We start from the raw sequence: 12,890 nt of genomic DNA on the forward strand, positions 1-12,890 counted from the left end.
AAATAAAATTTGTTGACATATATAGTTTAGAGGAATAAACTAAATGACATTGAACATAAAGTTTAGCGGGGTAAACTATAATGAGGAGGGGAAGATATTGAATGAACAAAAGCTATGTCAGGCGATAAACCTGTTTGTGGAAGTCCTGCTTGAAGGGACAGAATTTGTGCATCGTGAAATCAATCAGGATGTCTTCAAGCATATCTCAAGGGAACAGGCAGACCTGTTGAAAATTTTAAAAGTCAAGGGCCCAACCTCTCCCGGCAGCCTGGCCATGTACCAAAATGTACATAAGAGCGCGATCTCTAACAGACTGAAAAAGCTGCTCGAAAAGGGATTGGTTCAATGGGACGACTGTCCGGCAAAAAGTGATAGGCGCTCTAAGCTTATTAACATTACACCCAGTGGTGAACACATACTAGAAGAATTAGATTCTGCCATCTTTAACGCGCTCAAACCGCTGATTGATGATATAGATGAGGAACACTTACATTCCATCATCGAGATATTCACCATTTTAAAAAGCAAATTTAAAGGAGGAGATTCTGCCGAATGAGAGCAATCATCAAATTCAAGTGGGCAATTGCAGCCATAGTATTAGCACTTACCGTCGTTTTGAGTTTGTTTTCTCCGAACTTAACGGAGCTGGCCAATCAAAAGGGGCAGGCCCAGCTTCCCGCTGATGCTGTTTCAGAAAGGGCAAACGCCATTTTAAAACAAGCGGGAGAAGACAATAATTCGATCAGTGTCGTCTTTACGTTAGACCATGCTCTAAAGAAAGAAACAGAGAATCAGCTTCGGATAATGATCGATAAAATCAAAAAGATCGACGGTGTAGAAGAGGTAACATCTCCTCTGTCAGCGGAAAAAGAAGTCAAAGACCAGTTGATGTCTAAAGACAAGAAAACCGTTCTCATGCCTGTCACGATTACAGGTTCTGATAAAAAGGCGGAAAAAATTGCGGACGAGATTTATCAAATCGTTCCTGATGATTTGACGGCATATATTACGGGAGCTTCCCTTATCAACCAGGATTTCGCTCACAGCTCAGAGGAAGGGCTTAAGAAAACGGAAGTGATAACAGTCTGCCTGATCATCGGTTTACTGTTGATCGTGTTCCGATCTGTTGTGACGCCTTTTATCCCGATTGTGGTTGTCGGTTTTTCTTATCTGATCAGTCAATCCATACTGGGCATCCTTGTATACAATGTTGATTTTCCTATCTCGACGTTTACGCAAACCTTCTTAGTCGCGATCTTGTTCGGCATTGGAACAGATTACTGCATACTGCTTCTTACACGATTCCGTGAAGAATTGGCAAACGGGCATGATAAAAAAGAAGCGGCGCTTACCGCTTACCGCACAGGGGGAAAAACCTTATTTATCAGCGGATTTGCGGTATTGATCGGATTTTCTGCCTTAGGATTTGCGAAGTTTGCGATTTTCCAATCCGCAGTAGGGGTAGCAGTCGGTGTGGGAATTTTAATGATCATCCTCTACACACTGCTGCCATTATTTATGGTGACGCTGGGAGAAAAATTATTCTGGCCTTCTAAGAAAGTGCTGTCACACAGTGATAACAAACTATGGGCGTTTCTCGGCAGACACTCCGTTGCGCGTCCGTTTCTGTTCATTGTCATCACGGTGGTGATTACGCTTCCGTTCATCTTGACCTATGATGACCAGATTTCATTCGACTCAACTGCGGAAATCAGCAGCGATTATAAATCTATAAAAGCTCTCGAGGCCATTAAGGATGGATTCGGGGAAGGAAAAGCGTTCCCGATCAATGTTGTCGTAAAAGGAGACAAAGATCTTACAACAGCTGATACAATCCCCTATCTAGGAAATATCAGCAAAGCGATCGAGAAAGTTGATCATGTTGACTCTGTTATGACCATTACGCAGCCGACTGGTGAAAAAATCAAAGATTTATATATTGATAACCAGCTAGGATCGGTATCAGACGGGCTGGATAAGACGGTAAAAGGGATTGCCGATGTCCAAAGCGGATTAACGGATATAGAAAACGGATTGAATCAAATGGCAGGGCAAACCGGCTCGGCCTCAAATGGAGGGTCTGGCGGTTCACTGGGCGATGCGGCAGATGGCTTGGGCAAAATCAATCAGCAGCTGCAGCTTGTGAGCAAACAGATTTCCCAAACCGGCAATACCGCACAGACCGTGCAGCAGCTTACGGCAATAAGCGGACAGCTTGGCCAGATTCAAACCGGCCTTGAACAAGCGAACCAACAGCTCTCAGGCCAGCAGGCACAAGCTGGAACCCTGACAGAAAGCCTGAAGAAGCTGTCCGAAGGCGTAAAAAGCGCAAATGAGGGCCTGACGAAAGTCTCTGACGGTATTACAGCTTCCAGTGATATGTTAGAAGACATGAGCAAAAGTCCAACTGTAAGAGATACAGGCATATTCATTCCTGATCAAGTAATGAAGGACAAAGACTTTAAGAAGTCAATTGACCAGTATTCCTTTGCAGACGGCAAAGGTGTTCAATTAAGTGTCGTTCTGGATTCAAATCCGTACTCAGAACAAGCTATTGCGACAATAAACCAAATCAAAAAAGCTGTCGCAAACGAAGTTGACGGCACTCCTTTGGAGGATGCACAGATCGTATACGGCGGGGTCACGAGTATGAATGCGGACTTAAAAGAGCTGTCCACAACGGACTTCTCCAGAACAATGGTGATTATGATTATAGGCCTGTTTATCGTGTTAACCATTTTGTTCCGCTCAATGATCATGCCGATTTATATGATCGCGTCATTGCTGCTGACGTACTATACGTCGATATCCATAACAGAATTAATTTTTGTAAACGGCTTAGGAAACGCGGGTGTCAGCTGGGCAGTGCCATTCTTCAGCTTTGTCATCTTGATCGCGTTAGGGGTAGATTATTCGATCTTCTTGCTGGATCGATTTAAGGAAGAGGTGCACCTTGGCATTGAGCAAGGTGTCGTCAGGTCAATGAGCAAAATGGGATCTGTCATTATTACAGCTGCCATTATATTGGCCGGTACGTTCGCGGCGATGATGCCTTCAGGTGTTAATACACTGATGCAGGTGGCAAGTGTTATCATCATCGGGCTCTTGCTTTACGGCCTTGTCATACTTCCGCTCTTCATCCCGGCAATCATTGCGACCTTTGGAGAAGGAAACTGGTGGCCGTTCGGCAGGAAGAAAGGAAAAGAGTAATCGAGAGAAGAGTGATGAATGGTCATCACTCTTTTTTCATGACTAAACGACTAACTTCAGACGTGTTACCCAAAAAGATCAGACGATTAAACGGCGGCTGTACTTAAAAACAAAGAGCCCGGAAAACATTCCCGGGCTCTTTGTTTTATTTCCATTCTGCAATTGTATCAATCGGCAGACGGTAGGAAGCATAGCCTTCGTCTGCTGCTTTTCCGATAGAAAGTAGCATAACCGGTACATAACGTTCTTTATCTAATCCGAAGGTTTCCGCGATGTTTTCTTTATCGTATCCGCCGATCGGGTTTGTATCGTAGCCATGCGCGCGTGCAGTCAGCATCAGCTGCATGGAAACGAGACCTCCGTCAATCAGGATCGTTTCACGGTTGACCTGTGCCGGAAGCTTTTCAAAATGTGCGGTCAGCGCGGTGATTTGTCTGTCTTTGACCTCCTGCGGCATGTAACCAAGTTCCACAGCTTTTGAATAGATTTCTTCTAAGTAGTCTGCATTGTTCATGTCTGCAAATACAGCGATGACAGCAGATGATGTTGTGACCTGTGTTTGGTTAAAGCTTGCAAGCGGTGCGAGCTTTTCTTTTCCTTCCGGGCTGTCAATGACAAGAAAACGCCATGGCTGCGCGTTAACAGAAGATGGCGCAGTTGTTGCTTCCTCTAAGATCTCTGTCATTTCTTCTTTGCTGATTTTTACTGCCGGATCATAGTTGCGGATAGAACGGCGGCCTTTCATAATTTCCATAAAATCGTTTGTTTTGATCATGTTGATACACTCCTCTTAAGCTTCGATATTATTTATATTGTTTCGCATGCGCGCCAGCACATCAATGAGCAGGCGGCGTTCTTCTGCGCTTACATTTGCGAGCATTTCCTTCATGAAACGCTCCTTTTCCTTCTTAGAAGACTCAATTCGCTCTCTTCCTTGGTCTGTTAACCGAACAAGGGTGATGCGGTTGTCCTCAGGCTTGCGCCGCCTTGATACCATGCCTTTAGCTTCCAGCTGTTTCAGGTGTCTGGTAACGGCTGCGCTATCGATATTTACTTTCTTTTGAAGGTCGCTTTGACTGATCTCATCTGCATGATAAAGCAATGTCAGCAATTCCAAACGAGATTGGCTGATGCCCGTGCATGCCTCGAACTTCACGCCAATCACCTTGTTCACGCCTTGCAGCTGATATAAAATCTCGGCTTCCTCTGAACAAAATGACGCCAAAACCCATCCCTTCTTTCCTGTCAAAACTATTAATTGATATATCAATGATTGACACGTCAATTAATATACAACGATTGATTTCATCTTGCAAGCCATTTGCACTTTTGAACAACCTCCCAGCGCATAAAATTCGCTAGGCTAGAACTTAGCAAAAAAAGCTGGCCGCTTCTTCAGATGATGCTGGTCACGATGATTCCCTGCATCATTCCCATTTATAGGTGTTCGGAATATCACTTTGCCGAGCCCGTGCTCAAGCGGCTTTCACAGGCTGAAAGTTATGATACAATATACAAATGTTTCACAGCTTCAATCCATAGTTGGAGCTGACATCCATTATATAAGGGACTAGGTTGAAGGGAAGGTTTGATAACATGCTGCACAATCCAACTGGAAAAGAACGCTTGGCACTAGCGTTTCTGCTCGGCATGCTTGCTATATTGGGCCCGCTTAATATAGATATGTATTTGCCAAGTTTTCCTGAAATCGCGAAAGATTTATCAGCAAGTGCTTCACTTGTTCAGTTAAGTTTAACAGCCTGTCTGGTCGGACTTACGATCGGCCAGCTGATTGTCGGGCCGGTCAGCGATGCGCAGGGAAGACGAAAACCGCTATTAATCTGTATTTTTTTATTTGCGTTATCTTCTCTGTTTTGTGCACTGTCGCCCAATATAACAACTTTAGTGGCTGCGCGTTTTTTACAAGGCTTCACTGCTTCTGCAGGGCTTGTGCTGTCTCGCGCAATCGTCCGCGATGTGTTTACCGGAAGAGAGCTTTCTAAATTTTTCTCGCTGTTAATGGTCATTACCGCGGTGGCGCCAATGGTTGCGCCTATGACAGGCGGTGCCATTTTGCTTTTGCCGTTCGCAACGTGGCATACAATTTTTCACGTCCTCATGATCATCGGATTTTTACTTGTTCTTCTGATTGCATTGAGATTAAAAGAAACGCTTCCGCCGGAAAAACGGATTCCAAGCTCAATCGGAACATCCGTCAAAACGATGGGCAGCCTGCTGAAGGATCGATCCTTTATGGGGTACGCGTTAACTGTCGGATTTATTCACGGGGGAAGCTTTGCATATGTGTCTGGTACGCCTTTTGTATATCAGGATATCTACGGGGTGTCTCCGCAGGTATTTAGTATTCTTTTTGGCATTAACGGGCTGGCGATTATATCGGGCAGCTTTATCATCGGGCGCTTTGGCGGAATCATTCATGAAAAAAGCCTGCTTCGTATAGCGGTCATTACGGCTGTGATTGCGACGGCTGTGCTATTAACCATGACCATGATTCACGGTCCTCTTGCTACATTAGTCATATCCATTTTCATTTACATGATTACGATCGGCATGGTTCTGACCAGCACGTTTACCCTAGCCATGGAAAAGCAGGGGCACCGCGCCGGAAGTGCAAGTGCGCTGCTTGGAATGCTTCCGCTGCTCCTCGGTTCAATCGTGTCACCGCTTGTAGGCATTAATGAGACAACAGCCGTTCCGATGGGAGCCATCATGTTTGTGACAGCTGTCATCGGCTCACTGGCGTTTTTTGGATTAACGAAAGAACGAGTAGGGCAGAATTCATAAAAAAACCTGACATGACGTCAGGTTTTTTGTTTTATTTAGAATAACAACAGCAGGCCTGCAATCGCCGGAGTCAAAAAGATGGCTGATTTCAAAACCACCTTTGGCATGAGGTTGGTGAATTTCGCGCCTACATAGGCCCCGCACATTGTCCCGACCAGAACTTTGACAAGTAAAACGTAATCAACAAAACCTTCTGTAATATATCCGATGCCTCCACCTACAGCCAGAGGGATGATCACAAGCATCGTCGTTCCGACAGAATGGCGAATGGACAGATTCAGCATAATCATTAAACCGATTTGAATAAAAGGTGCCGACCCGATGCCGAATGTGCCGGAAAGAACGCCGGCTGCAATTCCTAAGATGACCGCTCTCGTATACGTTGAAAGAGTGCTTTGATTCACTTGAGCCTTCTCTTTTAAAATAAATAATCTGATTAAAATGAGAATTGCTGATAAAAATAACATTCCAGCCGTCAAATAATGAAGCAAATCAGCCGGAATAAAAGAAGTCAGCTTGGCGCCGAAAAATGAGCCAACCGCAGCAAAGCCTCCGACTATTAAGCCGATTTTCATTTGAATGTTACCCTCGCGATAGTGGCTGTATGCCCCTGATAAGCTTGTAAAAGCCATGCCGGCAAGCGAAGTGCCTAAAGCCGTATGAATCGGGATATGGAAAAGAAGCGTTAAAAGGGCAATGACAAAGCCGGCTCCACCGGCGCCAATAAAGCCTAAAATAATTCCTAGAAGAAACATAACAAGAATAATGAGCATATTTTTTCCTCCATTGAAAAGATGTAAAAATGTAATCGTGCGCTATTCTGGCGGAGGTATGGTGTCCTATTGACGAAGAAAAACACGCCGTTTTTTCAGTTGCCAGTAGTCCGTCGACCGTCGTTCAGCAAACATATCGTACCTCAAATTCAGGGATCTGACAAGGCAGTTTGTTGCTTCCCATTACCATCTGTTATATGATTTTGATGAAGAAAAACCCTTGAATATATTCAAAAGAGGTATTATATATGGACGATTTTAAATTAGATAAGCCGACTCCCTACTACCTGCAATTTTATAACCAGCTAAAAAAAATGATCTTCAACGGGACTTTTAAGCCTGGGGAACGGATAAACGAAACACAGCTGGCGAAAAGCTTTGGCGTCAGCCGCTCTCCGATAAGGGAAGCCATGCGATTGCTTGAGAAAGATGGTTTGTTAAAAGCGGATGACCGAAATGGATTTTCGATCACGTCGTTAACGGCAAAAGATGTAGATGAGATTTATAAAATCAGAATTCCGCTGGAGCAGCTGGCAGTCGAATTAGTCATAGACGAAGCGGACGAAGAAGAGCTGACCATACTCGAAAAACAGCTTGAAGAAACAGAGAAAGCCATTCACAACGGCACGGAAGATACGGAAATCATTCGTTTAAATCAAAAATTTCATGAGCTGCTGGTTGATTTCAGCCATAACAGACATTTGAAAAATTTGCTTGAGCATGTAAATGACCTGATTCATTTTTGCAGAATCCTTAATTATACCGGCGACCACCGCGCAGAAACGATACTGCGTGAGCACCGCAGGATATTTGAAGAAGTGAAAAAGAAAAACAAAGAAGCAGCCAAACAACATGTGCTGGCTCATTTCAATCATGACTGTGAGCATTTGAAGCATGTGCTTGAAGAAGGTAAAGAGAATTGATTTCTATGATCCGGTACCAAGGGGGAGCAGAACCCTTGGTATTTTTTTATGTATTCACCACATATCTAAGAGGCCCCGTTAATAAGATTTTATGATGGTTTGACTAACGAATAATGGGGGTTAAACATGTTTATCCATATCGTCGGGCCTGGTGATTCTTTGTTTTCGATAGGCAGAAGATACGGTGCTTCTGTTGATCAAATACGGGGTGTGAATGGTTTAGATGAAACGAATATCGTGCCGGGGCAGGCTCTGCTTATCCCTCTTTATGTATATACAGTCCAGCCGGGAGATACGCTTACCGCCATTGCAGCTAAAGCGTTTGTGCCATTAGAGCGACTGCGAGCGGCCAATCCGGGCATCAGCCCAAATGCTTTACAAGCGGGAGCAAAAATAACGATTCCTTCGATCTCAAATTACATTGCGGGAACATTGAGTTTTTATGTGCTCCGTAACCCAGACCTCGATCGGGAATTAATCAATGATTATGCGCCATACTCGTCTTCGATTTCGATTTTCGAATACCATATTGCACCGAACGGCGACATTGCAAACCAATTGAATGATGCGGCCGCTATTGAGACAACTTGGCAAAGGCGAGTCACGCCGCTGGCAACAATAACGAACCTTACATCAGGAGGCTTCAGTACGGAGATTGTTCACCAAGTGCTAAACAATCCGACAGCGAGAACCAATCTGGTCAACAACATTTATGACTTAGTTTCCACAAGGGGATATGGCGGTGTCACAATCGATTTTGAGCAGGTGAGCGCCGCGGATCGCGATCTTTTCACTGGGTTTTTACGCCAGCTGAGAGATCGCCTTCAGGCGGGAGGGTATGTGCTGACGATAGCTGTTCCGGCAAAAACAAGCGATAATATTCCCTGGCTGAGAGGCTACGATTACGGGGGGATAGGAGCGGTTGTCAATTATATGTTTATCATGGCTTATGATTGGCATCATGCCGGAAGTGAGCCGGGTCCTGTAGCGCCGATTACTGAAATAAGGAGAACCATTGAGTTTACGATTGCGCAGGTGCCGAGCAGAAAAATCATTATCGGAGTCCCGCTCTACGGGTACGACTGGATCATCCCGTACCAGCCGGGCACAGTTGCTTCAGCGATTTCAAATCAAAACGCAATCGAAAGAGCGATGAGGTACCAAGCCCCGATACAATATTCAGCCGAATATCAATCACCGTTTTTCCGGTACAGTGATCAGCAGGGGCGGACGCATGAGGTATGGTTTGAGGATGTCAGGAGCATGAGCCGGAAGATGCAGATCGTCCGCGAATACAGATTGCAGGCTATTGGCGCTTGGCAGTTAACGCTGGGCTTTACACCGGGCCCATGGCTACTGCGGAAATTTTTTACGATCAGAAAAGTGTAAAAAAAGACACCAGAGCTTGGGTGTCTTTTTTTTGATTAAGTCCAGAGCAGCAGAATAGTTCATTCATTTGTACCTTGCATGGGTTGTGTTCCCATTTTACGATTAGTAGTAGTCTGATCAAACAAAGAGTCAGAATACGATTTGAGAAGGAGTTGTCTACATGAAGACAGTATTGATTTTGAATTTTCCTGCTGAAGGCCATGTGAATCCTACCTTAGGCATTACAAAAGCGTTTTCCGATAAGGGATATGATGTCCATTATATATCCACTGAAAAATATAAAAAACGATTAGAAGCAGCGGGAGCAACGGTCCATCTTCACCGGGATCTGCTGCGAACAACACCTATTCATGTCGGTTCGCCCAATGGCATTCTTGATTTCGTGAAAATCCATATCAAAACGTCATTGGACATTTTACAGATTGTCAAAGACTTATCTAAGAGCATTCAATTTGATTTTGTTTATTATGATAAATTCGGCGCGGGGGAATTGGTAAGGGATTACTTAGATATTCCAGGGGTCTCTTCATCGGCGTCTTTCTTGTTTGGCGAGGAGCACCTGAAAATCCTGCCGCTGCATCCGGAGTCTGGAGCGCCGCTTGAATTGGATCAAGAGTGCGAAGATCTTTTGGCAAAAATGAAAGAAACGTACGGTGTTGCCCCGAAAAACCTGGTTCAATTCATGAACAATAAAGGGGAATTGAACGTAGTGTATACAAGCCGTTATTTTCAGCCAGAAAGTGATCGTTTCGGGGATGAATGTCTGTTTATCGGGCCAAGCTTTCCAAAGAGAGCGGAAAAAACGGATTTCCCGATTGAACAGCTAAAAGATGAGAGTGTCATTTATATTTCAATGGGGACTGTACTGGATCATACAGAGGATTTCTTCAACCTTTGTATTGATGCATTTTCAGGCTTTAACGGAAAAGTCGTCATCGCTGCCGGAGAAAAAGCGGACCTGACCAAATTAAAGCAGGCGCCGGAAAACTTTATCATTGCTCCGTATGTCCCTCAGCTGGAAGTGCTGGAGCAATCGGATGTTTTCATTACACACGGCGGAATGAACAGCGTAAACGAAGGCATTCATTTCAGCGTGCCACTGGTTGTCATGCCTCATGACAAGGATCAGCCGATGGTGGCGCAGCGTCTCTCTGAACTCCATGCAGGCTATGTCATCTCTAAAGATGAAGTCAATGCCCAAATATTAAAACAGGCCGTAGATGAGGTTTTGCGCAACGATCAGTATACGGCAGGCATTAAAAAAATCAATCAAAGCTTCAAGGAATGTATGGACATGGAAGAAGTGATGGAGCGGATTGATGAGTTGATTCGCCAAAAAAACAAATAAGAAAAAGAACTCCCGTACCTTGTACGGGAGTTCTTGATTTAAAACTTGATTTTGATTTTTTGAGCATCACTGATTTTCTTATGGTTATGGTCAAAGACGTCACTTGTCGTGATTTCGATCCACTTGATCTCTTTTGTTTTCTTCTCAGCATCCGCGGCCTTATCATGAGCATGGCCGCTTGATGCGTTCACAATAAAGCCGAGATTTCCGGACTTTTCGGCGCCGCCTTCCAATTCGCCGTTTAACTCTTCAAGATAAATATCTTTGTTCCATTCAAAGGTTTCGCCCGTATTTGTTTTCATCAATGCAATCGGCGCAACATTTACTTTTTTTGAAGAGGTGTTCTTGATATCAACGAAAACCTTAACGAAATCAAACTCTTCATCGTGTGTTAACTCATGAAAGTAATCAATCATGCTGTAGTCCGGGCGCAAGTGGATCAGCTTCATTTCTTTTACTGTTAACTCCACGTCGCCAATCTTATAGGTTTTGTTCACTTGTTTGATATCTTTTAAGACAGCTTTTCCTTTATCATCTGAAAACGTTTGGCCGACCTTAAGCAATGACCGGTCATCAGTTACCTGGGAATTAGGTTGATAATTATCTGTGCTGTCCTTCTGGGATGAAGTGCTTTGCGGCTCAGCTTTTACTGTTTTCTCCCCGCCTGCATGCTGTTTTTCAGTACTGGCGTTTGATGAGCAGCCCGCAAGCATGATAGCAAAAACGAAAATTGAAAGAATTCTTCTCATGATGATTCCTCCATTAAAAAGAGATCCCGTTACTTCATACAAGCAACGGGACACCTTGTATTCTTTTACTTATCGTTAATCTTAATGTTATATTGTAAAGCCTTGAAAACATTTTTGGCGATTTCTGTATTGTCGATTTGGCCGGCAAATGTCTCACTAGACGGACCGTATGCATAGACGGGAACATCTTCACCGGTATGTCCGCCTGTTGTCCATCCAGTGTGAGAGCGTTTATTAAAGATGTTCTCGATTGCGTTATCGATATCCAGTACTTCCTTCGATTTTGCCGCTTCTTCAACAGATTGAATTTCGGCTTTTGTTAAAGCCAATTTCTTTTGATCGATATATGTTTTCAACGTTTTTTCAACATCCGCGCCGTCAGCGATCTTTTCTGCCATAAAGTCTGGTGTGCGCTTTGCGGCTTTAATGGGTTCACTGAACCAGTTGTAGATGCCGTCCGCACCGATGGAATATCCGCCGGTTGAGTGGTCAGCCGTTGCGACAACCAATGTGTGCTTGTCTTTTTTAGCGAAATCAATAGCCGCCTTATAAGCTTGTTCGAAGTCTTCCATCTCGCTCATGGCGCCAACGATATCATTGTCATGGCCCGCCCAGTCAATCTGGCTGCCTTCCACCATGAGGAAGAATCCGTCTTTATCCTTGTTTAATTTTTTAATGGCTGTGTTTGTCATATCTTTAAGTGATGGAATATCCTTCGTACGGTCAATCTTTTTAGGCAGGCCGCCGTCAGCGAATAGGCCGAGAACTTGGCTGTCTTTGTTTTTCAGCATGTCCTTGCGATCATCCACGTAGCTGTACCCCGCCTTTTTGAATTCCTTAATCAAATTACGGTCCTTACGGTCAAAATTGCTCTTTCCTCCGCCTAGAAGGACATCAATTTTGTGCTTGCCGTTGACCATCTCATCAAAATAATCATCCGCAATTGAGTTCATATTTTTTCGGCTGTGGTCGTGTGAACCAAAAGAGGCCGGAGTGGCGTGTGTAATTTCTGAAGTGGCCACAAGTCCTGTTGCTTTTCCTTTTTCTTTCGCAGCTTCAAGCACCGTTTTGGCTTCTGACCCGTCGTTATCAACGGCTATGGCATTATTGTATGTTTTAATTCCCGCAGACATAGCCGTTGCCGCCGCTGCTGAATCCGTTACATTTTGTTCAGGATCATCGGGGTAAGTTGTTTGCTGGCCGACAAGATACTGATCAAAAGCCGTAGGTTCCACAACTTTTGTCTTTTTATTATCCTTTAAGTATCGATAAGCGGACGTATAAGACACACCCATACCATCACCAATCAGAACAATAACATTTTTAATTTCGTCGTGGTTCCCCTTTTTCTTTTCCTGGGCGCTGGCATCAGGCACACTGCCGCTGGCTAAGCTGCTGAACGCAATTGATGATAAAACCGCGATAGGCAGTAATTTCTTCGGGAATTTTTTCAACTGGATAACCTCCTAAATATAGATGAATCTCAATGACAACCCAATTATATTTTTAAACTGTTAAGCTAGTATTAATCGATTTTAAAGATTGAATTTACAAGAATAATGAACTGCTATCAAAAGAAGGAAAGAGTGATAGTACTAAAGAAATAAATTGGAGGAATAGATACTGGCCGTGGATAGGCGGACTGAAATCTGCTATAGTCGCATAGAAGCAACCCGCTTACATCTTGAACAAT

General features: G+C 44.1%; 11 protein-coding genes. 6 read left to right on the forward strand and 5 right to left on the reverse strand.

Annotated features, from left to right (window positions below; all coding sequences use genetic code 11):
- The first annotated feature begins 97 nt into the window (after nucleotides 1-97).
- Both NST79_RS03200 and NST79_RS03205 read left to right on the forward strand, forming a co-directional pair.
- The gene (locus tag NST79_RS03200) at nucleotides 98-556 is read left to right on the forward strand and encodes a MarR family transcriptional regulator (protein WP_015252707.1); all 459 of its coding nucleotides are present in this window, start codon (nucleotides 98-100) and stop codon (nucleotides 554-556) included.
- Entirely contained in the window at nucleotides 553-3,210 is a 2,658-nt protein-coding gene (locus tag NST79_RS03205; RefSeq protein ID WP_128992452.1) for an MMPL family transporter, read from the forward strand. The genes NST79_RS03200 and NST79_RS03205 overlap by 4 nt, the downstream gene beginning before the upstream one ends.
- Nucleotides 3,211-3,355: 145 nt before the next feature.
- Here the strand turns inward: NST79_RS03205 and NST79_RS03210 are convergent, their stop codons facing one another.
- Together NST79_RS03210 and NST79_RS03215 are read right to left on the reverse strand one after the other, a co-directional pair.
- Nucleotides 3,356-3,985 carry a nitroreductase family protein gene (locus NST79_RS03210; protein WP_015252704.1) on the reverse strand — a complete coding sequence of 210 codons (630 nt, stop codon included), beginning with the start codon at nucleotides 3,983-3,985 and terminating at the stop codon, nucleotides 3,356-3,358.
- Nucleotides 3,986-4,000: 15 nt separating this feature from the next.
- Nucleotides 4,001-4,495, reverse strand: coding sequence for a MarR family transcriptional regulator (locus tag NST79_RS03215; protein WP_015252703.1), 495 nt, complete (start codon nucleotides 4,493-4,495; stop codon nucleotides 4,001-4,003).
- A gap of 311 nt (nucleotides 4,496-4,806) precedes the next feature.
- On the opposite strand from NST79_RS03215, the gene NST79_RS03220 reads away from it, so the two are divergent.
- Nucleotides 4,807-6,015 carry an MFS transporter gene (locus NST79_RS03220; protein WP_089172465.1) on the forward strand — a complete coding sequence of 403 codons (1,209 nt, stop codon included), beginning with the start codon at nucleotides 4,807-4,809 and terminating at the stop codon, nucleotides 6,013-6,015.
- Nucleotides 6,016-6,050: 35 nt separating this feature from the next.
- Here the strand turns inward: NST79_RS03220 and NST79_RS03225 are convergent, their stop codons facing one another.
- On the reverse strand, nucleotides 6,051-6,788 hold the full coding sequence (locus NST79_RS03225; RefSeq protein WP_003234130.1) for a sulfite exporter TauE/SafE family protein: 738 nt from the start codon (nucleotides 6,786-6,788) through the stop codon (nucleotides 6,051-6,053).
- A 248-nt stretch (nucleotides 6,789-7,036) separates the two neighbouring features.
- Between NST79_RS03225 and NST79_RS03230 the strand changes: the two genes are divergently transcribed.
- The 3 genes from NST79_RS03230 (at nucleotide 7,037) to NST79_RS03240 (ending at nucleotide 10,448) form a co-directional block, all read left to right on the forward strand.
- On the forward strand, nucleotides 7,037-7,711 hold the full coding sequence (locus tag NST79_RS03230; protein WP_003234129.1) for a GntR family transcriptional regulator: 675 nt from the start codon (nucleotides 7,037-7,039) through the stop codon (nucleotides 7,709-7,711).
- A 126-nt stretch (nucleotides 7,712-7,837) separates the two neighbouring features.
- Nucleotides 7,838-9,100: a glycoside hydrolase family 18 protein gene (locus NST79_RS03235; protein ID WP_015715325.1), complete on the forward strand. Its 1,263-nt coding sequence runs from the start codon at nucleotides 7,838-7,840 to the stop codon at nucleotides 9,098-9,100.
- Nucleotides 9,101-9,260: 160 nt separating this feature from the next.
- A complete protein-coding gene (locus NST79_RS03240) occupies nucleotides 9,261-10,448 on the forward strand; it encodes a glycosyltransferase (RefSeq protein WP_015715326.1) in 1,188 nt (395 codons plus the stop codon).
- A gap of 38 nt (nucleotides 10,449-10,486) precedes the next feature.
- Here the strand turns inward: NST79_RS03240 and NST79_RS03245 are convergent, their stop codons facing one another.
- Complete coding sequence (locus NST79_RS03245; RefSeq protein WP_131227155.1) at nucleotides 10,487-11,197, reverse strand: membrane lipoprotein lipid attachment site-containing protein; 711 nt, start codon at nucleotides 11,195-11,197, stop codon at nucleotides 10,487-10,489.
- A 65-nt stretch (nucleotides 11,198-11,262) separates the two neighbouring features.
- Nucleotides 11,263-12,651 (reverse strand): alkaline phosphatase PhoB, encoded by a 1,389-nt coding sequence (gene phoB / locus NST79_RS03250; RefSeq protein WP_131227156.1) that lies wholly within the window; start codon nucleotides 12,649-12,651, stop codon nucleotides 11,263-11,265.
- Nucleotides 12,652-12,890 lie beyond the last annotated feature (239 nt).

Origin of the sequence: Bacillus sp. PS196 (assembly GCF_037963555.1) — a bacterium.
In the GTDB taxonomy this organism is placed as follows: Bacteria; Bacillota; Bacilli; order Bacillales; family Bacillaceae; genus Bacillus; species Bacillus subtilis.